The 21,653-nt window shown below is 69.8% G+C and carries 20 protein-coding genes and 1 pseudogene; 10 read left to right on the forward strand and 11 right to left on the reverse strand.

The window, feature by feature from the left end:
• Positions 1-28: 28 nt before the first annotated feature.
• On the forward strand, positions 29-1,219 hold the full coding sequence (locus tag ACWGKQ_RS05165; RefSeq protein ID WP_453290484.1) for a PucR family transcriptional regulator: 1,191 nt from the start codon (positions 29-31) through the stop codon (positions 1,217-1,219).
• Positions 1,220-1,266: 47 nt separating this feature from the next.
• Here the strand turns inward: ACWGKQ_RS05165 and ACWGKQ_RS05170 are convergent, their stop codons facing one another.
• Positions 1,267-2,187, reverse strand: a complete 921-nt coding sequence (locus ACWGKQ_RS05170; RefSeq protein WP_453290485.1) for a sugar phosphate isomerase/epimerase family protein — start codon at positions 2,185-2,187, stop codon at positions 1,267-1,269.
• 31 nt (positions 2,188-2,218) lie between these two features.
• Positions 2,219-3,412: a Gfo/Idh/MocA family protein gene (locus ACWGKQ_RS05175; RefSeq protein WP_453290486.1), complete on the reverse strand. Its 1,194-nt coding sequence runs from the start codon at positions 3,410-3,412 to the stop codon at positions 2,219-2,221.
• Positions 3,413-3,573: 161 nt separating this feature from the next.
• Here ACWGKQ_RS05175 and ACWGKQ_RS05180 point away from each other — a divergent pair, with 161 nt between their 5' ends.
• From ACWGKQ_RS05180 to ACWGKQ_RS05205, 6 genes are all read left to right on the forward strand, one after another.
• Positions 3,574-4,812: an ROK family protein gene (locus tag ACWGKQ_RS05180; protein ID WP_453290487.1), complete on the forward strand. Its 1,239-nt coding sequence runs from the start codon at positions 3,574-3,576 to the stop codon at positions 4,810-4,812.
• Positions 4,813-4,945: 133 nt separating this feature from the next.
• Positions 4,946-6,064, forward strand: coding sequence for a Gfo/Idh/MocA family protein (locus ACWGKQ_RS05185; protein ID WP_453290488.1), 1,119 nt, complete (start codon positions 4,946-4,948; stop codon positions 6,062-6,064).
• Between the two features lie 77 nt (positions 6,065-6,141).
• Complete coding sequence (locus ACWGKQ_RS05190) at positions 6,142-7,473, forward strand: ABC transporter substrate-binding protein (protein ID WP_453290489.1); 1,332 nt, start codon at positions 6,142-6,144, stop codon at positions 7,471-7,473.
• Between the two features lie 10 nt (positions 7,474-7,483).
• The gene (locus tag ACWGKQ_RS05195) at positions 7,484-8,470 is read left to right on the forward strand and encodes a carbohydrate ABC transporter permease (RefSeq protein WP_453290490.1); all 987 of its coding nucleotides are present in this window, start codon (positions 7,484-7,486) and stop codon (positions 8,468-8,470) included.
• Positions 8,460-9,302, forward strand: coding sequence for a carbohydrate ABC transporter permease (locus ACWGKQ_RS05200; RefSeq protein WP_453029345.1), 843 nt, complete (start codon positions 8,460-8,462; stop codon positions 9,300-9,302). The genes ACWGKQ_RS05195 and ACWGKQ_RS05200 overlap by 11 nt, the downstream gene beginning before the upstream one ends.
• Positions 9,303-9,340: 38 nt before the next feature.
• The gene (locus ACWGKQ_RS05205) at positions 9,341-10,141 is read left to right on the forward strand and encodes a sugar phosphate isomerase/epimerase family protein (protein WP_453290491.1); all 801 of its coding nucleotides are present in this window, start codon (positions 9,341-9,343) and stop codon (positions 10,139-10,141) included.
• Between the two features lie 111 nt (positions 10,142-10,252).
• Here ACWGKQ_RS05205 and ACWGKQ_RS05210 read toward each other — a convergent pair.
• Positions 10,253-11,240, reverse strand: a pseudogene (locus tag ACWGKQ_RS05210) (transposase).
• A gap of 77 nt (positions 11,241-11,317) precedes the next feature.
• Positions 11,318-11,686: a VOC family protein gene (locus ACWGKQ_RS05215; protein ID WP_453290492.1), complete on the reverse strand. Its 369-nt coding sequence runs from the start codon at positions 11,684-11,686 to the stop codon at positions 11,318-11,320.
• 63 nt (positions 11,687-11,749) lie between these two features.
• Here ACWGKQ_RS05215 and ACWGKQ_RS05220 point away from each other — a divergent pair, with 63 nt between their 5' ends.
• Both ACWGKQ_RS05220 and ACWGKQ_RS05225 read left to right on the forward strand, forming a co-directional pair.
• Positions 11,750-12,208, forward strand: coding sequence for a MarR family winged helix-turn-helix transcriptional regulator (locus ACWGKQ_RS05220; protein WP_453290493.1), 459 nt, complete (start codon positions 11,750-11,752; stop codon positions 12,206-12,208).
• 304 nt (positions 12,209-12,512) lie between these two features.
• Positions 12,513-12,818: a hypothetical protein gene (locus tag ACWGKQ_RS05225; RefSeq protein ID WP_453290494.1), complete on the forward strand. Its 306-nt coding sequence runs from the start codon at positions 12,513-12,515 to the stop codon at positions 12,816-12,818.
• 10 nt (positions 12,819-12,828) lie between these two features.
• Here the strand turns inward: ACWGKQ_RS05225 and ACWGKQ_RS05230 are convergent, their stop codons facing one another.
• Entirely contained in the window at positions 12,829-13,239 is a 411-nt protein-coding gene (locus ACWGKQ_RS05230; RefSeq protein ID WP_453290495.1) for a winged helix-turn-helix transcriptional regulator, read from the reverse strand.
• 100 nt (positions 13,240-13,339) lie between these two features.
• Between ACWGKQ_RS05230 and ACWGKQ_RS05235 the strand changes: the two genes are divergently transcribed.
• Positions 13,340-14,197: an alpha/beta fold hydrolase gene (locus ACWGKQ_RS05235; protein ID WP_453290496.1), complete on the forward strand. Its 858-nt coding sequence runs from the start codon at positions 13,340-13,342 to the stop codon at positions 14,195-14,197.
• A 19-nt stretch (positions 14,198-14,216) separates the two neighbouring features.
• Here the strand turns inward: ACWGKQ_RS05235 and ACWGKQ_RS05240 are convergent, their stop codons facing one another.
• From ACWGKQ_RS05240 to ACWGKQ_RS05265, 6 genes are all read right to left on the reverse strand, one after another.
• Positions 14,217-15,071, reverse strand: a complete 855-nt coding sequence (locus ACWGKQ_RS05240; protein WP_453290528.1) for an IS5 family transposase — start codon at positions 15,069-15,071, stop codon at positions 14,217-14,219.
• A 192-nt stretch (positions 15,072-15,263) separates the two neighbouring features.
• The gene (locus ACWGKQ_RS05245; protein WP_453290497.1) at positions 15,264-17,045 is read right to left on the reverse strand and encodes an ABC transporter permease; all 1,782 of its coding nucleotides are present in this window, start codon (positions 17,043-17,045) and stop codon (positions 15,264-15,266) included.
• A gap of 5 nt (positions 17,046-17,050) precedes the next feature.
• On the reverse strand, positions 17,051-17,788 hold the full coding sequence (locus tag ACWGKQ_RS05250; protein ID WP_453290498.1) for an ABC transporter ATP-binding protein: 738 nt from the start codon (positions 17,786-17,788) through the stop codon (positions 17,051-17,053).
• Positions 17,785-18,309, reverse strand: a complete 525-nt coding sequence (locus tag ACWGKQ_RS05255; protein ID WP_453290499.1) for a PadR family transcriptional regulator — start codon at positions 18,307-18,309, stop codon at positions 17,785-17,787. Before ACWGKQ_RS05255 ends, ACWGKQ_RS05250 begins: the two co-directional genes overlap by 4 nt.
• 104 nt (positions 18,310-18,413) lie before the next feature.
• Positions 18,414-19,898 carry a glycoside hydrolase family 76 protein gene (locus ACWGKQ_RS05260; RefSeq protein ID WP_453290500.1) on the reverse strand — a complete coding sequence of 495 codons (1,485 nt, stop codon included), beginning with the start codon at positions 19,896-19,898 and terminating at the stop codon, positions 18,414-18,416.
• Between the two features lie 111 nt (positions 19,899-20,009).
• Positions 20,010-21,521, reverse strand: coding sequence for a glycoside hydrolase family 3 protein (locus ACWGKQ_RS05265; protein ID WP_453290501.1), 1,512 nt, complete (start codon positions 21,519-21,521; stop codon positions 20,010-20,012).
• Positions 21,522-21,653: the final 132 nt, after the last annotated feature.

A 21,653-nucleotide genomic window follows, 5' to 3' on the forward strand; every position in this document is an offset into this window, starting at 1 on the left:
CGGGGAGGAACGGGCCAGGATGGAGCACATGCACACCCCGACTTCCCCCTCGGCCCTGCCCCCGCCGGACCCCCATGTCGTCGCTCTGGCACGCCAGTGCCTGGAGGAGATCGACACCCTGGTCGACGAGTGGGCCGACTACGTGGGCCCGCTGCGTGCGTCCTACTCGGACCTGGTCTCCCCACAGGACTTCCGCGACAGCGCCTGGCAGGCGTTCGAGGTCCTGCTGCGCACCGTCGCCCGACTGCCCGTGCCGGAACACATCGCCGGTGTCTCCGAGCGGGTCGGCGAACAGCGCGCCAGGCAGGGCGTTCCGCTGGACGCGCTGCTGCAGGCCGCCCGCGTGGACTTCCGGGTCGTGTGGGCCGCCCTGGTGCGCCGCGCGGGCGACGAGGGCAGGGCGCAGTTGGTCAACTCCGCCTACTACGTGTGGGAGGCGGTCGAGCACCATGTCACCGGCATCATGACCGCCTATCAGCGCACCGTCCTGGAGATGGGGCGGCGGACCGAGGACGAGCGGCGGCTGTGGTTCAGTCGGCTCCTGGACAGCGACGGCCGCAATCCCACCGTGGTGCAGGACGCCGCGCGGGCGCTCGGGTTCCAGGTGTCCGGGCGCTTCCTGTGCGCGGTCACGCCCGGAGGCGGCGAGGCGTCGCTGCGCGGAGTCGCGAACGCACTCCGCGGCCTCGGTGCCCCGCTGCAACAGCAGGCGGTCGCCTCGGACATGGTCCTGGTCGTCCAGTTGAGCCCCCGACTCACCCGGGAAGCGGTGCTGGCACAGCTTCAGGGGACACCGTGCGGTGTCTCCTCCGAAGTGACCGGGCTGCCCGAGGTGCCCCGCGCGGTGGCGCTGGCCACGGCCACGGCCCGCGTCCTGCCGCCCGACGCCACCGAACCGCATCGGCTGGAGGACAGCTGGCTCGACGTCCTGGTCCACCGGGCCGGGGACCTCGGCCGGGATCTCGCGGCCGATGTGCTCGGCGGGCTGCACGCGGGAGTTCCCGCAGCGGAGGCGGACAGGCTGCTGGAGACCGTCCAGGTGCATCTGTCGGGCAGCGGCTCCGTCGCCGATACGGCTGCCGACCTGTACTGCCACCGCAACACGATCCAGCAGCGCCTCAACCGCTTCGCCGAACTCACCGGCCGCGACCCCAGACGCCCCGGGGACGCGGCCCTGCTGGTCCTGGCACTCAGCGCGCGTCGCCTGCAACAGATGTGACGCCTGGCGCGCGCCGGGCCCGGTGGACCGATCCGTTCCCAGAGCGCCTACTCGCCGATGAGTGGTCGCAGCGTCTGGTGGGCGATGCGCAGGCCCTGCTTCACCCTCTCCTCGGTTCCGGACCAGACGGGGTCCTCGTGTTCCACGGAGACCGTGCCGGCGTAGCCGAGTTCGTGGAAGCGGTCGATGACGCGGCGCCAGTCCACCTCGCCCAGTCCGGGTACCCGGTAGCGCCACCACCCCATCTCCCAGGGGTTGTCGCCCTTGTGCACGGTGCCGAAGAAGCCGGAACGGTCGCGCTTTCCGGGGAAGAGTTCCACGTCCTTGGCCTGGGTGTGGACGATCCGGTCGATGTACGGCTCGATCGTCGTGAGGGGGTCGATGCCGATCCACGTCAGGTGCGAGGGATCCCAGTTGAGGTAGAAGTCGAGCCCGAACATCCACTCCCACAGCTCGGGGGAGTAGGCGAGGTTGCCCGGGTAGCCGTCGGGGTGCCAGCCCTCCATCACACAGTTCTCGATCACGATCTTGATGCCGCGATCCGTCGCGTAGTCCACCAGCGCGGGCAGGACCTTCTCGCCCTCGCGCAGGTTCTCCACGACGGAGAGCGTCGGGTCGCGCCCGATGAACGTGCCGACCGACTCCACCCCCAGCCGTGCCGCCACGTCGATCACGTGCCGGAGATGGGTTCGGATCGCCTCCCGGGTCGCGGAGTCGGGGTGCAGGTTGTTCTCGTAGTAGGCCAGGGAGCTGATCTCCAGTCCGGTGCGGCGCAGGAGTTCGCGGGTGGCATCCTCGTCGGCCGCCGAGAAGGTCGACACCGGGAGATGGGAAGCCTCGAAGTCGCGGCCGCCGGTGTTGGGCCACACCGCGACTTCGAGGCTCTGGTAGCCCTCGGCCGCGGCCCAGTCGGCGATCTCCTCGAGCGACAGGGAGGGGAGACAGGCGGTCAGGAATCCGAGCTTCATGGCGCGGGTCCTTCGGTGAAGGGGATGGGTGTCAGCCGGGGACGGCGGTCCACACACGTTGGTCCGCCGAGGCCAGGACCGCGTCGACGAGGCGGGCGGACCGCGCGCCGTCGAGCACGGTGGGCAGGCCGTCCGGTGCCTCGCCGCGCAGGGCGGCGTAGGTGTCCTTGACGAAGTTCTCGAAGCACTCCAGGTAGCCCTGGGCGTGCCCGGCGGGTACGAGCGAGAGCCGGGCTGCCTCACGGGCGTTGGAGGTCGGATCGCGGACCACTGTTTCGGTACGGTTCCCGTAGCCGAGCCACAGGGACTCCGGGAGCTCCTGGTCGAAGACGGCGCTGGCGTCCGCGCCGTCGAGTTCGAGCCACAGCCGGTTCTTCCGTCCGGCCGAGACCTGCGAGACGGTCGCGGACACCAGGACTCCGTCCGTCGTCCGCCCGAGGACCCCGACCGCGTCCTCCGTGGTGACCGGGACGCGTACGGCGTCGGCGAGCGATCCCACGGAGAACGACGGGCCTCCGGCGTCGGGACGTTCGGCCACCGTCGTGGCGGTCTCGGCGAGCACCTCGGCGATCCGTACTCCGGCCACCCACTCCACCAGGTCGAACCAGTGCGAGCCGATGTCGGCGAAGGCCCTCGACGGGCCGCCGGTCACGGGGTCCACGCGCCAGCTGGTGCTCCCGGGGGAGAGGAGCCAGTCCTGGAGATACGAACCGTGCAGCAGCTGCCAGGGACCGAAGTCGCCGGCCGCGACCCGGGCCCGCAGTTCGCGGACCATGGGGTGATAGCGGTAGACGAACGGCACGGTCGCGATCCGCCCCGAGGCCATGGCGGTGTCCGCGAGCAGTTGGGCCTCGGCCGCCGAGGTGGCGATCGGCTTCTCGCAGACGACGTGCTTGCCCGCGAGCAGCGCGTCGCGGGCCTGGGCGACGTGCAGGTGGTTGGGCGTGCAGATGTGGACCACGTCGATGCGGTCGTCGTTCAGTGCGGCGTCGACGTCCGGATAGGCGACGTCGATCTGCCAGTCGTGTGCCGCCGTCCGGCTTCGCTCGGGTGTGGAGGCCAGGATGCCGACCACGTCGGCGCCCGCTGCTCGTGCGCTGCGGACATGGACTCCCGCGATCATTCCGGCGCCGAGGACGGCGACCCGTGGGCGTGGGATACGTGGACGTCGTACGTGATTGTCGGTGACGCGTGGGGTGTGCGTGTGCCCAGTCGGGGCGGCCATGCAAGATCCTTTCGGCATGTGCCGTACGGGAGCTCGCTGTTCCGGTCTCATCCACGGGCAACAGTAAGAGCCAGACTTCTGTCAGGAAAGCCCTTTGAATATTGTCGTTTCTGGAATATTAATCGCCTGTTGGTGTCGTCGACCTCACCAAAGGAGCAACCGTGGCAGCACGACTGGGCGCCCCGGGCACTGGATCGCGCCGTCACCCCGACGCGGTTCGCAGCCAGATCGCCCGGCTGATCGCGGCCGGCGAGGCGTCACACCGCCTGGACCTGTCCCGGCTCACCGGGCTCTCACGGTCCTCGATCCACACGCACGTACAGGATCTGGTGGACGCGGGCCTGTTGCACGGGGAGGACGCCGGCGGCGGGGGAAGAGGCCGGCCGGCGTTGCGGCTCAGCCTCGCGGGTGACGCGGGCGTCGTGCTCATCGCCGACCTCACCCCTTTCTCGACGCGCTGCGTGGTGACCGACCTGACCCAGCGGGTGCTCGCCGACACGGCTTTCCCCTGGCCACTGGCCGAGGGCCCCGAGCCCACCGTGGCCCTTCTGGTAGAGCGGTTCGCCGACCTGCTCGAACAGGCGAGGGTCCCGGCGGACCGGCCCCGGGTCCTGGTCGTCGGACTGCCGGGCCCGGTGGACGTGGCACGCGGCATGGCCGTCCGCCCGCCGATCATGCCGGGCTGGGACGGCTTCCCGGTGGCCGAGTGGCTCGGGGACGCGCTCGGCTGCCCCGTCCTGGTGGACAACGACGTCAACCTCATGGCGCTCGGCGAGGCACGGACGGTGCCGCCCGAGCAGTTGCCCGTGCTGTTCGTGACCGTCGGCGCCGGCATCGGCGCCGGCTTCGTGCTCGCCGACGGGACACTGCACCGGGGTGCCGACGGTGCGGCCGGAGACATCGGACACATCCGCGTCCCCGGTGCCGATGAGGTGGTGTGCCGGTGCGGAAAGGCAGGCTGCGTCGAGGCGGTGGCGTCCACCGCGGCGCTCGCACGGGGCCTCACCTCGACCGGTGAAGCCTCCCTCGACATGGCGGAAGACGGTGCCGCAATGCGGGACTTCGTGGCACGGCTGCGCGACGGTCTGCCGGACGCGCTGCACGCGGTGCGGTCTGCCGGGGCCACGCTGGGCGAGGTCATCGCCCTGTGCATCCACATGCTGAACCCACGTCACGTCGTCATCGGCGGCGAGATCGTCGAGGCCAGCGACGACCTGCTCTCCGCGGTACGGGGCGTGGTGTACCGGCACGCCCTGCCGCTTGCCACCCGCGAACTGTCCATCACCCGCAGCCACTTGGGGCGGGACGCGTCGATGATCGGGGCGATGGTGCTCGGCATCGAGCATGTGCTCTCGCCGACCGGGATCGGGCGCTTCCTGGGGCCACGCAACACCCCCTGAGCTGGGCGGTCCGCTCAGCGGACCGGCGGCCTTCACCGCCTCCCACCGTCGCCACTAACTTCCATCGCGTCTCGCACGTCCGGTCTCATCCACCGGCGGACTCGTTCCGCTCGACCGCGACCTGGGAGACACGGTGAATCGAACAACCCCTCGTGCACACATCGGCGTCGTCGGCGCAGGCATGGTCTTCGACGCCTACGCCCGGGGCCTCAAGTGGTACGGCGACCTGCCCATCATCAGGATCGCCGACATCGACGTCGGCAGAGCCCGTGCCAAGGCCGAGCTCCACGGCATCCCCGCGTACGGCACGCCCGCCGAGCTCTACGCGGACCCGGACGTCGACGTCGTCGTCAACATCACGCCCCCCGTGGCCCATTGGGAGGTGACGCGGGACGCGCTCGCCGCCGGCAAGCACGTGTACAGCGAGAAGCCGCTCGCCGCGACGGTCGCCCTGGGCCGCGAGAATCTGGCGCAGGCACGGGCCGCCGGTCGCGTCCTCGCCGGCGCCCCCGACACGTTCCTCGGCACGGCCGGCCAGACGGCACGCGCGGCCATCGACGGCGGCCTGATCGGCACGCCCTTCGCCGCCACGTCCTTCGTCCGCTCGTCCAAGGTCGAGGCCAAGCATCCGAACCCCGGGTTCTTCTTCCAGCCCGGTGGCGGACCGACGCTCGACTGGGGCCCTTACCACGTGGCCGCCCTGGTCAACCTGCTCGGACCCATCGCCGAGGTCGTCGGCACCAGCACGATCCCGAGCCCCCGGATCACCGTGACCGCCCCGGACCGCGTTGTCGACGAGGTCGAGGTCACCGTCCCGACGACCACCGCGTCCATCCTCCGCACGGCCTCCGGGGCGATCGTCTCCACCCTGTACAGCTTCGACATCTGGGACATGACTCTGCCCCACATCGAGGTGTACGGCACCGAGGGCACCCTGAACATCCCCGACCCGAACCGCCATGACGCCCCGGTCCTCATCAAGCGCCGTACGGATGCGGACTGGTCCGAACTCCCCTCGGTCATCCCGCCCACCCGCGCTCCGGAAGCCGGCCCTTTCCGCGGCCACGGCGTGAACGATCTCGTCGACTCTCTGCGCGGCGCACCGCTGCGCGTCCCGGGTGAGTTCGCGCTGCACGTGCTCGAAGTGCTGGAGGCGATCGAGCAGTCGACGTTCGCCGGCGGAGCCCGGGCCATCACCAGTCAAACCGTGCGGCCCGAGGCCGCGGCCCTCCCTCAGTCCGTTTCCGTCTGAGTCCCCTCCGGCCCGCACGCCGGTACCGATCACGCAAACCCTCCGAACGATCGTGCATGACCTGAGAGGAATCCCCCATGCAGCGCAGAACACGTGCAGTCGCGCTCGCGGCTTCGGCCATGCTGGCCGGCGCCGGTGTCACGGCGTGCGGCGGCGGCTCCAGCTCCGCCTCCGGTGACAAGACCATCACCTACTGGGCGACCAACCAGAGCACCAGCCTCGACGCGGACAAGAAGATCCTCCAGCCGGAGATCGACAAGTTCACCAAGCAGACCGGCGTCAAGGTCAAACTTGAAGTCATCCCCTCGGCCGACCTGCTCAACCGCATCCTCGCCGCGACGACCAGCGGCAAGGGACCGGACGTACTGAACATCGGCAACACCTGGTCCGCGTCACTCCAGGCGACCGGAGCCTTCGTCGGGTGGGACAAGGCGATGATGGCCAAGGTCGGCGGGGAGTCCCGCTTCCTGCCCACGGCGCTGAAGTCCACGGGCGCCGTCGGCCAGGACCCGGTGAGCCTGCCGCTGTACACCAGTTCGTACGAACTCTTCTACAACAAGAAGCTGTTCAAGGCCGCGAAGATCAGCTCGCCGCCGAAGACCTGGAGCGAGTTCGTCGCCGACGGGCGCAAGCTCACCAAGGACACCAACGGCGACGGCAAGACCGACCAGTGGGGTCTTGGCCTGCAGGGCGCCTCGTCCTCGTTCGCCGCGCACTTCGCGTTCATTCTCGGCACCCAGCACGGAGCCAAGGTCTTCGACGGCCACACCCCGAAGTTCGACGACACGGGGATGGTCGACGGGATCGACCAGTGGCTGTCCTGGATCGGCAAGGACGGCATCGTCAACCCGTCCGACGCCGAGATGACCGACAAGGTCGCCCTCCTGCAGAACTTCGCGTCCGGCAAGGCCGGAATGATCCTCGCCCAGTCGTCGACCGGCAAGACCCTGGGTCAGTACAAGCTGACGACGGCCGACTACGGCGTCGTCCCGGTACCGGCCCAGGACCCGGCGGTCGCGGGTGGCAAGGACATCGGCTCGTTCGTCGGCGGCATCAACGTGGCGGTCTTCAAGAACACCGGGAACCTCGACGGCTCCACCCAGTTCGTGAAGTTCCTGACCAGCGCCAAGGAGCAGGTGTACCTCAACAAGACCTACGGGACGCTGCCCTCGGTCACCGACGCCAAGGACCCGGCGTTCGACACCCCGACGCTGGCCGTGGCCCGCGAGACTCTCGACTCCCGGGCCGTACCGCTGCCGCAGATCGCCGAGGAAGCGCAGTTCGAGACCCTGGTCGGCCAGGCGATGAGCTCCTTCGCCGCGCAGACCGCGACCGGGAAGCAGCCCGGCAAGTCCACGATCAAGAGCGAGATGGCCGCGGCTGACCAGAAGCTCGAAGCGGGCAGCTAGGAGCAGGACTATGGCAGTCATCAGTCCTTCCGGGACACGTGAGAGCCCCGGGGCCCCGGACACGCCGAAGCGGTCCGCGCTGGGCGGCCGCTTCCGGGGGCGCGGCCGCCGCTGGATCCCGTACGCCTTCCTGTTCCCAGCCTTGGCCCTCGAACTGCTCATCCACTTCGTGCCCATCGTGCTCGGCGTGGCCATGAGCGGGCTGCGGGTGACGCAGTATCAGATCAGCCACTGGTGGGAGGCGCCCTTCACCGGCCTCGGGAACTTCAGGATCGTCCTGGACTTCGACGGCCCCACCGGCAAGGCCCTGGCCCAGTCGTTCCTGGTCACCCTAGGCTTCACGGCCGTCGTCCTGTCCGGGGCCTGGATCGTCGGCATGGCGGCGGCGCTCGCGCTGCAACGAGCCTTCCGCGGCCGGGGCCTGCTGCGGACGCTGTTCCTCGTGCCGTACGCGCTGCCCGCGTACACCGCGGTCATCACCTGGCGTTTCATCTTCCAGCGCGACAACGGCATGCTCAACCACCTGCTCGGGCAGCTCGGGCTGATCGACTCCAACCCGTTCTGGCTGATCGGCCACAACGCCTTCTGGGCCGAGTGCGTCGTCGCGATCTGGCGGATGTGGCCCTTCGCCTTCCTGATCCTCATGGCCGGCATGCAGGCGATCCCGGGCGAGGTCTACGAGGCGTCGAGCATCGACGGAGCGGGTCCCTGGCGGCAGTTGCAGATGATCACCCTGCCGCTGCTCTCCTCGGTCAACAAGGTGCTGGTCCTCGTGATGTTCCTGCACACCTTCAACGACTTCAGCACCCCGTACATCCTGTTCGGCGGCTCGGCCCCGCCGGCCGGGGACCTGATCTCCGTGCACATCTACCAGAGCTCGTTCGCCACCTGGAACTTCGGCCTCGGCTCGGCCATGAGCGTGCTGCTCCTGCTGTTCCTGGCGCTGGTCAGCGCCTGCTATCTCGCCTTCACCCGGAGGACCGGCCATGAATCATGACACCCCGGGCTACCGGCTCTTCCGGTACGTCACACTGACGCTGCTTTCGGTGTTCGTCCTGGCTCCGCTGTACGTCATGCTGGCCTCGTCGCTGAAGACGCTCCCCGATGTGCAGGGCGAGTTCACCTGGATCCCGTCGTCGCCGACGATCCAGTCCTTCATCGACATCTGGCACACCGTGCCGCTGGCCCACTATTTCGTCAACTCACTGATCGTGGCCGTGTCCGCCACGGTGCTGTCGGTGCTGGTGGCGGTCTTCGCCTCCTACGCGTTGAGCCGCTGGAAGTTCCCCGGCAGCGGAAGCTTCAAGTCGGCGGTGCTCGCCACCCAGATGTTCCCCGGCATCCTGTTCCTGCTGCCGCTGTACCTGCTGTTCGTCTACGCCGACCAGAATCTCGGCACCGACCTCGTGGGCACCCGCACCGGTCTCGTCGTCACGTACCTGACCTTCTCCCTGCCGTTCGCGGTGTGGATGCTGGTCGGCTACTTCGACACGGTGCCGCGCGATCTCGACGAGGCGGCGAAGGTGGACGGCGCCGGGCCACTGCGCACCCTGCTGCAGATCATCGTGCCCGCGGCGACACCGGGCATCGTCGCCGTGTGCATCTACGCCTTCATGACGGCCTGGGGCGAAGTGCTCTTCGCCTCGGTCCTGACCGACGAGCAGAGCCGCACCCTGGCCGTTGGTCTGCAGGCCTACTCCACCGAGGCGAACGTCTACTGGAACCAGGTCATGGCCGCCTCGCTGGTTGTGTCCGTCCCGGTGGTGGCCGGATTCCTGCTGCTCCAGCGCTTCCTCATCACCGGATTCACCGCCGGCGCAGTGAAGTGACCCAGTGCCCCAGTGACCCCGACAGATTGGAACTCGCAATGCCGGACATCGGCTTGCAGCTCTACACATTGATGAACGTCCTGGAGGACCGTCCCGCCACGCTCGCCAGGATCGCCGACCTCGGAGTGACCGCGGTGGAGCCCTTCCGCCTGGGCCGCAGCGAGCTGACCCGTACCGCGCGCCTGGCCGAGGCGCGCTCGCTGAAGGCCGACATCGACGCCGCCGGCCTCACGGTCTCCTCCACCCACGCCCGCCTCCCCGACGCCGAGGACCCCGGCTGGTTCTTCGAGGAGATGACCGAGGCTGGCGCGCCCGTCGCCATCGCCTCGACCCCCGAAGCACTCCCTGGATTCACCCGCGACGCCCTGGTCTCGGCCGACGGAGTGCGCCGGTATGCCGACCGCCTCAACGCCCTGGCCAAGGCGGCGGCCGGCCATGGCCTACGGGTCGGCTACCACAACCACTACTGGGAGTGGACCCCGCTCGACGACGGCCGCTACGGCTACGACGTGCTGTGGGACGCCCTGGATCCGACGGTCGTCGCCGAGGTCGACCTCTACTGGGCACAGACCGCGGGCCAGGTCCCCGCCGACGTGGTCGCCAGGCTCGGGGAACGCGTCGAACTCGTCCACGTGAAAGACGGCCCGGCAGTACGCGGCGAACCGCAAGTCGCCGCCGGACAGGGCTCGGTGGCCCTGGCGGACGCGCTCGACGCAGGCCGGGACTCGATCCGCGTGCACATCATCGAAGCGGATGGCATCGCCGAAGGGGCGGACATCTTCGACCTGGTCGAGGAGAGCGTGGCCTGGCTCAAGGCGCGTCAAGGAGGTGGGGCGTGAGCTCCACCGCGTCTTGACTGCAAGGCGCGGGCCGACGGTAGTCACGCCCAGGGGCCACACGGAGTGGCCACCGCCGCGGGAATCGGCGCTCTTGAGGCGTCCGTGGGCGGCTCATCGCAGTAGAAGGTGTAGTCGGGGTCTGAAGCCGCCGGTGTCGAGCAGGCTGCGCGTGGTGTAGTCGGTCAGGTTGCGGAAGCCGAGGGCGATGGCGTGTAGGTGTTCGTCGGCCGTTGATGGCCTCGGTCAGGCCGTTGGACGTGTCGGGTCGGTCGAAGTAGGCCGGCACGTCAGCGGCGCGCTGTTTCAGTGTGGTGTCGAGTCGACTCGGTTCGGGCAGTCCGGCTGGGGCGCCGTGACTGATCGTCTTGATGACGGCGGCGAGTTCGGTCTTGCCGGTGAGGCGGTCGGGTTGCCGGTAGGCGGACACGATGCGCTGGTAGGCACCCCCGGGCCGCCTCGACCGCGGCGTGCTCATCGGTAGTGAATACGCTGGTGAGCCGGGCCTGTTGGCGGTCGATGAGCAGGTTGACACCGTTGCGCAGCACTGTGCGGATGCCGTTGATCGGATCACCGACCCGGCCGCGGTGCCCGCAGGCGTGTTGCTGGACGCGTTGGCGGTATCGGTCGGGCGCATCGCCGGCCAGGGCGACAACAATGATGACGGTGACGAACTTGTCCCCGCGTCGGGTGCGGCGCCACGCATGCTCATCCACGCCTGAGACTTGGACACCGTCGAAGCGGGTCGGGTCGGCGATCAGTAACTGGTGGCCGGTCGTCAGGACGGCGCCATTGACGGTGTGCCGGGACACCCCGAGCCCGGCGGCGATCCGGGCGATCGACATCCGGTCGATGACGGCACTCTTTAACGCCCGCATCTCCGCCTGCGTCGAGAGTTTCACCCTCGGCGCGGCGGCCGCGGTCGTGTCTTGGCGCCAGACCTGCCCGCAGCCCGAACAGCGGTAGCGGCGGATGCGGACGTGCAGGATCGTTGCCCGCCGGTTCGAGCGGGACGTGCGCCAGCCCGCACAGCGTGGTGGGGATGCGACTGTTGGTCGACCGATTCCAAGCCGAGGTCATCCAGCCGGTGGAACGTCGTCAGGGTGGCAGGGTGGCAGGTGGCGCCACGCGCGAGCCTGGGGTGTAACCGCTGGTGATCGTCCGGTGGTGTTTGGCCGGTCAGGTGCGGTCGTGGAGTGTGATCTGGTAGCCGTCGGGGTCGGCGAAGGTGAAGGTCCGGCCGAAGGGGCCGTCGATCGGCGCGGAGGCGATGGTGTGACCGTCGGCGACGAGTGCGTCGTGGATGGCCTGGACGTCGGTGGCGTGGAGCCAGATCGCGGCACCGATGCCGGGCTGGGTGACGGATGTGAGGTCGGTGCCGGGAAGGACGTCGCGGACGGCGAACGCGATCGGCTTCGTCTCGAAGACGACGGCGTGGGCAGGTCCGGCCGGCGAGCGGACGAGGCCCAGGTACTGCTCGTAGAACGCCTGTGAAGCGTTGAGGTCGCGTACTTGGAGCGAGATGAAGTCGGGGCCGGTGGCGGGCATGATGACTCTCCTTCCGTGCGTGTCAGTTTTCTGACATGTGGAAAGTTATGTCAGAATGCTGACATGAGTCAAGAAGGTGTCGGCGTCGACCTGGAGACGTCACTGGGCTACCTGCTCAAAGAAGCGTCGAGCGCCCTGCGCGCGGCCATGGAGGAAGTGCTGCGGCCGCTCGGGATGAGCGTGACGCACTACTCCTGCCTCGAACTGCTCGCGCAACGGCCGGGCTTGTCGAACTCCGAGCTCGCGCGGGGCGCGTTCGTGACCCGGCAGACGATGAACGTGCTGCTCCAGGCCCTGGAACGAGACGGGTACGTGACCAGGCCCGCGGAGGCACCGGTCGGGAAGGTGCTTCCCACGCGGCTCACGCCTCGCGGCCGACGAAGCCTCGAGAAGGCGAGCGCAGCGGTCCGGTCCGTCGAGGCCAGAATGCTGGCCGGCCTGGCCGAGACCGAGCAGTCGGAGGCGTTCCGGATCCTGCAGAGCATGATCCGTTCCCTGCGCGGTGACAACGACGGTGCATGACGGCGTAAGTGGGGCCTTGCCGATGACCCGATCGACACCCAGAGCCCATCGCCGGCAGCTGCGCCATCGCCCGGGACAACCTCTACATCAACCTGATGGCCTGGCAGAACCTGTCCGAGAAACTCGGTGTCGACGACGAGGGGACGGCGGCCTGGCGGGGGACGCCGCGAGCGTACAGGAGGCAGAACAGGGCCGTGAGCGAAGCCGGGCCTCGCTCCCCCGAAGCGCTGGCTCTCGGGAGTGGGATCGGGGTTGTCTTAGAACAACCGCGGATAGGTGCCCGACGGCCGACTTCGGGATCTTGGTGCACTTCGGGCAGAGCCGGGAGATGCCCCCCTCGAACACCATCTCCCCGCTGTCCTTCACCAGCTCCTTCGTCGCCAGCCACTGCGCCGGCGATTTCCCTTCCATCTCCTGCTCGCCCGGCAGCCCGCAGTACCGCTTCATCGCGTCCGCGGCCGTCGCCGTGCCCTGCTCGTCGAAGTGGAACGACGTGCCCAACACCATCGCGTCGAAGTCCTCCTCCGGCGTCGACCTGACAAAGCGACGTGGTGTCAGGGCGGCGACGCCGGCTACATCGAGTACCCCAGCCACCAGTACTGAGCGCTGAACCGGCCTGCCTACCCCTCATCGGCCTCCTGGTCGGCGGCTTCGTTGGCGCGGTCGATCTCGGCCATGTGCTCCTCCGCCCAGGTCCGCAGCCCCGCAAGTGCGACTTCCAGGGACAGCCCGAGTCCGGTGAGTCGGTAGAAGACCCGCGGCGGCACGGTCGGTTCGACCCGGCGCGACGCCAGCCCGTCGCGGGTCAGGCTTCGCAGCGTCACGGACAGCATCTTCTGTGAGACGCCGGGCATCCGGCGTCTCAGCTCCGCGAAGCGCACCTCGTCCGGTGCGGCATCGGCGAGTGTCTTGACGGCCATGGACGTCCACTTCGTACCGATGCGGTCCAGCAACTGCCGCGTCGGGCAATGGGGATCGAACAGATCGCCGCGTACCCCGCGACCGGCGGCCCGGGCTCCTCGGGTGGTCACCTGTGACTCACCACCTTCCTTGAAAGTGCCGTCTAGGAAGCGGTCGGACAGTTACCTATCGTTCTGTGGTCACCAATGGTAACCAGCCGGAGAAGCCGTCATGCCCGTCACCACCGCACACCACCTGCGCCGTATCGCTACGAACGGCGTCCAACTCAACGTCGCAATCGCCGGGGACGGACCTGCGGTTCTCCTGCTGCACGGCTTCCCGCACACCTGGCAACTCTGGAGCGGCATCATGGACCGACTCGCCGGGCAGTACCGGGTCATCGCCCCGGACCTTCGAGGCTTCGGTGCCAGTGCACGTGCCATCGAGGGTTACGACGCAGGCACCCTCGCCGCCGACGCCGAAGGACTGCTCGACGCACTCGGCGAGCCTTCGGCGGCGGTGGTCGGCATCGACGCGGGCACCGCCCCCGCCGTCCTGCTCGCGCTGCGCCGTCCCGGCCTCGTCCGGCGCCTGGTCGTGATGGAGGCACTGCTCGGCCGCCTGCCCGGAGCAGAGCACGTCGTCGCGGGCGGCGCCCCATGGTGGTTCGGCTTCCACGCCGTCCCCGGCCTCGCCGAGACCGTCCTCGCCGGCAACGAGGCCCCGTACATCGACTGGTTCCTCGACTCGGGGACGCTCGGGCGAGGAGTACCCGACGACATCCGTGCGGCCTTCGTCCACGCGTACACCGGGAGCGAAGCCCTGCGCTGCGCGTTCTCCTATTACCGGGCCCTGCCCACCAGCGCGCAGCAGATCCAGGACGCCGTCGCGACAGCTCGGCTGACCATGCCCACCATGGCCGTCGGCTCTCACCCCGTCGGCGCCGGGCTCGAACGCCAACTCCGTCCCATCGCGGATGACCTGGTCGGACACCATCTCCAGGACTGCGGCCACCTCATCCCCCTCGACCGCCCCGACGCGTTGTTCGCGCTCCTTGCTCCCTTCCTCTCCGCCGATCTGCCGAAGTGACTGAAGCGGGGCCGAAGGATCACGGTCGGCGCTTCGGGCGTTCGTCCCACCGGTGAGTTGTCCGGGACCGCCGGATCAGGCTGCGCACGGTGATGATTGCGTCGGCGAGGTCGAAGAAGGCATCAATGACAGTGACGCGACGCTCGTAGCTCCGGGCGAGACGGGGAAAGGCGTTCTGCCACGCGTGAGTGCGTTCCACGTGCCAACGCCGACTGCCCTGAATGGGTGCCTTCTCCCCCTTGTGTGCGATGCATCCGTGCAGGCCGCGTTCGCTGAGCAGAGCGCGGGTGGTGTCCGAGTCGTAGCCGGCGTCCAGGTGCACGGTGATGATGTCGGGCAACGGGCCGAGGCCCTCCAGACGGTCCAGAGCCGGGGCGAGCAGCGGAGAGTCGTGGCGGTTGGCACCGGCCAGTACACGGCCCAGCGGAATGCCGTACCCATCCGCCATGCTCGAGCGCTTCAGTCCCTGTTTGCCGCGGTCGACCGGTGAACGTCCGGTGGCCTCCCCGCCTCCAGGTGCCTTGGTGATCGGTCCCTCGACCGCGATCCGGTCGAGGACGAGACCGACGATCCGGTCGTAGGACTCCAGTGCGAGCTGAATGAGCCGGGCGAAAACCACCAGTCGTATCCATTCGTCGCGGCGGCTGCGGATCGTGGTGGCCGAGCAGGTTGTGTCGGCGATCGCCTCGTAAGAACAGCCGAAGCACAGCAGTTGCAGCATCTCGTCGAAGATGATCCGGTCGCTGATGCGTCGGCGGTGGCAGCCGAGTGGATGGTCCGGGTGGTACTCCGGCCGCTCGGGCAGCAGGGCTGCGAATTGGTCCCAGAGCGGTTCGGTCAGCCATGACGGAAGGGCGGGCGCAGGTCTCCCCAGTGATCACAGAGCGTCGCAACTCCATGATCACCGGGACCTGTGCCCGCCTGTTGCCGGTGTCCCCAACCGCGCCCACCCGCGCGACCTCTTAACGGAGGTCGGCAGGCACGAACAGGGATAATATGTAGCGAAAGGTACGTGTGACGTTCCTCGCGGGTTCGTGACCTGCCCGGCCCGCCCGGTGGACATGGTTCAGGTCGTTTCGGCGCTCAGGGTCCGGGCGACGGATCGGCGGGCCGCGATGCGGGCGGGCAGGGCGGTGAGTGCGGCTGTGACCGCCACCGTCGCGAGCGCGGCGCCGAACAGCCACCACGCCGGCGGGTAGACCGTCCCCGCGCCGCTGAAGGGCAGGCAGAAGGCAATGCCCAGGGGGACGCCGACGAGGGCGCCGGGCACGGTGGGCAGGAGTTGTGCGGCCGACAGCCCGGCCGTCACCTGTCCGGGAGTGGCGCCGAGAGTGCGGGCGACGGCCATGGTGTGCCGGGCCTCCAGCGCCGTCGTCCAGGTGGCCGTGAGGGTGTTCACGGCGGCGAGCACGACCAGCGCCGCGGTCACGGCGACTATCGTGTGCCGGCTCTGAGCGTCCTTCAGATTGCCCAGGTGGGGCGAGTCGATCCCGTAGCCCACCTGGCGCTGGACGAAGATGATGAGCAGTGCCGTGATGGTGATGACGGTGGCTGCGATGCCGCATGCCTGCAGGAACGCCCGGCCGGGCCGACGGGCGATCAGGCGCAGTCCGAGCAGCACCGGGACCGGCAGCATCGCGGACAGTCGTGTCAGACGGGCTCGCTGATCGGGTTGGCGTGCCGTGTCGGCCAGCGCGGCGACGGTTTCGGTGCGCATGGCTCGCACGGTCGGACCGAGGGTGGTGAGGAGGGCCACGGCCAGGGCGACGACGGTGGTGACGGTGATGACGCCGCCGCTCGGCCCGGCGGACGTGGTCAGCAGGCTGGCGGTGGGGTTGACGACGACGGGCTGGGTGAACCGTGCGGCCAGCAGCCCGAGTGCGTCGGCGATCAGTGCCAGGGTCAGGTATTCGGTGAGCAGGACGGCGGCGATGAGGCCGGGCGTGGCGCCGACGGCCTTGAGGAGTCCCACGCGGCGGGTCTGCCGGGCGGCGCGCCCCGCGGCGAGGGTGGCCACGCCGACGATGGCGAGGAAGCTCAGCAGCCAGCTGCCGATGACCAGGACGGGCTGGCTGCCCTCGATGATCGAGGCGTCCTGGACGATCATGAATTGCCAGCTGAAGAAGGTCGCGTAGACCGAGGGGCCGCGATGCGCGTTCAGGAACGCCCGGGTCGCGTCCGGGTCGTGCAGTTTCAGATAGAGGAGGGAGGCCACCGGCAGGTGCTCGGCGGACAGCGCCCGGGTGTCCTGTTCGCTCATCCAGACCCGGCCGCCGGAGTCTCCCGGCCCGCCACCGGCGCCGACCAACTCCGCGAACGGGTACACCATGCCGGCAGCGCTCACGGCCGTCCCGACGACCGGCATGGAGCGCCCGGCGACGGTGACGTGGTCGCCGACATGCACGCCCAGCGCGTTGGCGAAGCCGCGTTCGACCACGACGCCTCCGGAGCGCACCCAGGTGCCGGAGGTCACCAGCGGATGGTCCACCGTGCCCGGTCCGGGGCCGGCCGCGGTCACCACGACGTGCGAGGCGGAGCCCTTCGCCGTGAGTTTCGAGTAGTACTGGAGGTACGGGCCGCTGTGGGCGGCGACCGCGGGGTCGCTGGTCAACGCGTCCTGAGTGCGGGCCGTGTCGGCGGAGTCGTCGGGCGAGACCGCCACGATGTCCGGACCGGCCGTGACGGCACGGGTGTGGCGGTAGAGCGTCTCGGTCGCCCCGCCCAGTGACCCGCCCAGGGCCAGCATGCCGGTGGCGACCGTGAGGGAGAGCAGAAGCATCGCGGCCTGGCCGGGATGGCGGCGCACATCGGACCGGACGAGGCGGAAGACGAGCAGGATGCGGCCCATGGCGGTCAGCCCTCCCAGCCGTGCATGCCGTCCACCGGCTGCCCGCGGTCCGTCATCCAGGTGTCGTCGACGAGCATGCCGTCGCGCATCGACACCAGCCGGTCCGCGGTGGCCGCGACCCGCTCGTCGTGGGTGACGATCACGAGGGTCTGCCCCGCGGCACGCAGGTCCTCGAAGAGCCGCAGCACATCGAGGGTGGCCGCGGTGTCCAGGTTTCCGGTCGGCTCGTCGGCCAGCAGCACCGAGGGCTCGTTGGCCAGGGCGCGGGCGATGCCCACCCGCTGGCGCTGTCCGCCCGACAGCTGCCAGGGCAGGTGCCGGGCGCGGTCGTCCAGCCCGACCCGCTCCAGCAACTCGTCCGCGCGACGCCGGGCCGCGCGCAGCGAGCCGCCGGCCAGCAGCACGGGCAGCTCCACGTTCTCCGCCGCCGACAGTTCCTCGATCAGGTGGAAGGCCTGGAAGACGAACCCCACCGACCGGCGGCGCAGGTGGGCCAGGGCCCGTTCGCCGAGGCTGTCGATGCGCCGGCCGTCCAGCCACACCTCTCCGTCGGTGGGCCGCTCCAGGCCGCCCAGCAGGTGCAGCAGGGTGGACTTCCCGCAGCCGCTGGGTCCCATGACGGCCAGCATCTGACCGGCCCGAACGTCCAGGTCGACGCCGTCCACCGCGTGAACCAGGCTCTCCCCACGGCCATGGGTCCGCAACAGGTCGCGGGCCTGGAGCACCGCGTGGAACTGGTTCATTCGTCCTCAGCCTCGTTCTCGACCCTCGACCAGGATTGCTCGCAGGCCCGCAGCCAACTCAGGTCTGCCTGGAGCCGCAGAGCGACCCCCTCCAGCAGCAGGCCGGCGGCCGATCCGTCCGGCTCGGCCAGCAGCGCGCGCTGCGCCTGCCGCAGGCGTCCGAGCAGCTCGCGGCGGTGCGCGGCCACCAGCTCCATCGGATCGGCGAGCCGGGCGGCTCTCGCCGCGGCGAGCTTGAGGTGGAGCTCGGCCAGGTCCTGCTTCGGCCGGCTCACCTCGGTCAGCCAGGTGGTCACCCGCTGCTGTCCGGCCGGTGTCAGCGCGTACACCTTCCGGTCCGGCGGCCCTTCCGTCTCTTCGCGGACGACCAGTCCCGCTCGTTCCAGCCGGGCCAGGGTCACGTAGATCTGGCCCGCGTTCATCGACTCTCCGAGCGGCCCCAGCGTCCGCCGCAGCCACTCACGCAGGTGGTAGCCGTGCGATGGCTCCTTGGCCAGCATCGCCAGCACCACGTCTTGCATGCGTCCCCCCAACGGCTGCCCTATGGATAGCGGTTAGCCGTCATCGGAGTCAAACGTGCCTTGTTCCTACGGCAGTTGATGCGCCGGGTTACGCCTCCGGACGGTCATGGCGCCGCGTCGAGCAGATCGACGGCACTCTGCTGACGGGCGGCGTCCACCTGGTCGAGCGGCCCGTACCAGCGCAGCCCGTACTGGTCGAGGGCGTTGCGGTCGCTCGCGTAGGCGCGGTCCGCCTGGCGCTTCAGGTAGGCGGTGTAAGGGTGGTCCGGCAGCAGCGAGTCGAGCTTGCCGAGGCCGCGCACGTCGGCGCCCTTGAAGGACGGCCCGTCGGCTCCGCAATCACCGCTCTCGCACGGATCGCGCAGGATGCCGTCGGCGGTGTGGAGTCCGGAGGCCGTGGTGGCGGCGTCGGCGATCTGCCGTGCGCTGGTGAGCAGTCCGCCGTCACCGGTGGCCCGGTACAGCTCGGCCAGGGCGCCGAGAAGGACGCCCTGGTTGTACGACCACACGGTCTGCCCGTTGTTGCCGCAGGTGGACAGGTCGATGCCGTCGTTGACCAGGTGCGAGCCGTTGACCATGCCGGTGCCCTGGAACCACGTCCAGCCGGCCCGGGCGCGGCCGAGGTAGGTCGTGTCGCCCTGGACGCGGTTGTGGAGGGCGGCGTTGAGCTGGATGTAGAGGGAGTTGGCGATGGCGTTCTTGTACGTCTTCGCCGTGCTCCACCACACCCCGCCGCCGCAGGTGGAGTCCCAGTAGGCCGCCATGTGGTCGGCGTCCGCGCGGGCCGTGTCGAGGTAGCGGCTGTCGCCGGTCAGGTCGTAGGCGGCGACCCAGGCGAGGCCCCACCAGCCGGTGTCGTCGAGGTAGTCGTTGCGGAACTGCCCGCCCTGCGCGTCGATGTTCAGGTCGTAGGTGCGGGCGATCGCGTACCGGTAACTGCCCATGCCCGTCACGCGGATGTTGTCGATGACCGCGGTCAGGGCGTTCGCGGAGTTCCACCAGCCGGTGGTGTCGAACAGCCCGGTTCCGTAGTTGTAGAAGGTCATCAGACCGGTGGCCGCGGCCGTGCGCGGCTCGCCCGCGTTCCAGGTGGTGCGGGCCCAGGGGGTGCAGGCGATCTCGGCGCGGTCCCCGGCCTTTCCGCAGGCGCGCAGGGCGCCGACGCCGAGGTCGTTCCAGTCGTCCACGTTGTACATGAGTGTGCGCCAACCCCGCTGACCGGTGGGCACGGTGGTGTCGCCGAGCCTGCTGCCGGAGCTCCAGGTGCGGCCGCCGTCGAAGGAACGGTCGAGCCACACCTCGTCGCCAGGGCTGCCGTTGCCGATGGAGGCCCAGCCCATGGCGTCGGCGTCGTCGAAGTGCAGGACGACCGACCGGGAGTAGATGCTCGCCGTGACCGGTGTGCGGTCGCCCGGGGAGAGCGCGGGGTCCCGGGTGTCGCAGTACTTGTTGCAGACGGCGGCCGCCGCCGTGGGGTCGGCGGCCGATGCCGGGGGTGTGAGCGGGACGAGGACGGTGAACAGGGCCGGAGCGAGTGCCGCCGCCAGTCGGCGAAGAAGACGGCTTCCCGGTCTGCGAGCGGACGGCATGGGACCTCCCTGTTTCGGGGGCGCGGGCGGGAGAGCGCTCTCGGAACGTAGGGAAGGGGCGGTCAGCCGTCAACATTGCTCACGGGTAAGGAAGTTGCCCCGAAGTCTGCATCAAAGGGCACCCGCCAGCAGCTCCGCGGCGGCCACCCCGGAGGCGGCCGTGGCGCCGTGCGTGAAGATCTGGGCGGCCGAGGGCACGACGGTGCCCGGCAGGCCCATCTCCACGACGATCGTGTCGGGGCGGGCGGCGACGAGCTCGGCGAGGGCCTGTGCCATCCACGTGTGCCGGGCGGCGTCGCGCACCACCACGACCAGGGGCCGCCCCGAGGCGGGCGCGAGGGCCTGCGCCTCCAGCGTCCCGGCCTGTGCCAGCAGCTCCTCGTGGCCCACCCGGACGGAGGTCGTCCCGGGCAGCCGCTCGCCCAGCGGGGCGGCCACGCCCCAGGGGGTCTCCTTGCCGATGGCCAGGTTGGTGGTGGGCACCAGTTCCACCACGTGCGGTGCGTTGACCAGGGGCAGGGCATGCCGTACGGCCCCGGTCAGCCGGATGGCGCGGCGGGCCGCCGTGAAGCCGATGCCCTCGGCGTCCCAGGCGGCGGTGCCGGCCGGGCTGAGCCCCGCCGACCAGGCCGCGAACTCCCGGACACGCAGGCTCGCCTCGGCGAGCCGCTCCTGAGGCAGACCGCCGGCCAGGACGGCCTCCGCGAGGGCGTTCACGAGCAGGAGGGCGGTGTCCTCGTCCGCGCTCTCACCGCCGACACAGACGGCGTCGGCGCCGGCGGCGACGGCCCTGACCGTGGCCCCGCCGATCCCGTAGCGCCCGGTCACGGCACCCATCTCGATGGCGTCGGTGACGATGATGCCGTCGAACCCCAGCTCCTGACGCAGCAGTTCGTCCAGGATGCGGGGGCTCAGCGTGGCCGGCAGGTCGGGGTCGTAGGCGGGGACCAGCAGGTGACCGCTCATCACCGCACGGACGCCCGCGTCGAGGGCGGCACGGAACGGCGGCAGGGCCTGCTCGGCGATCCGGTCGCGATCGGCGCCGTAGACGGGCAGGCCGTGGTGGGAGTCGACGGCCACGTCGCCGTGGCCGGGGAAGTGCTTGGCGCAGGCGGCGACACCGGCCGACTGGAGTCCCCGGATCCAGGCCCCGGTGTGGCGCGCCACCACCTTGGCGTCCACGCCGAAGGACCTGACCCCGATGACCGGGTTGTCGGGGTTGGAGTTCACGTCCGCACTCGGTGCGAAGTCGAGACTCACCCCGGCCGCGCGCAGCTGGCGGCCCAGGTCGGCGGCGACGGCCTCGGTGAGCTCTGTGTCGTCGACGGTTCCGAGTGCGAAGTTGCCCGGCCGGGTGGAGCCGGTCGCCGACTCGATCCGGGTGACGTCACCGGCCTCCTCGTCGATCGCGATGATCAACTCCGGGTTCTCCGCGCGTAGTTGCCCGGTCAGGCGGGCGACCTGTTCGGGCGTGTCGATGTTGCGGGAGAAGAGGACGACCGAGGCCAGGCCGTCCCCGATCTCGCGCAGCACCCAGTCGGGGGCCGTGGTGCCCACGAACCCCGGTTGCAGGACGGAGCGCGCCAGTCGTCGCAACTCCTCGCCGTGCTTGCTGGAGATCATAGCGTGCACCCTCCTGTTGGTACAGACCAATGCGTCTCTGTCAGCTAACCATCCGTGTCAAGTGGGCCCGGATCGTCGCCTGTTGGGGAAACCCGCCCTCAACTGCGGCGTTTGACAGGATGAGTTGGTCTA

The organism is Streptomyces sp. NPDC054770 (genome assembly GCF_053611985.1).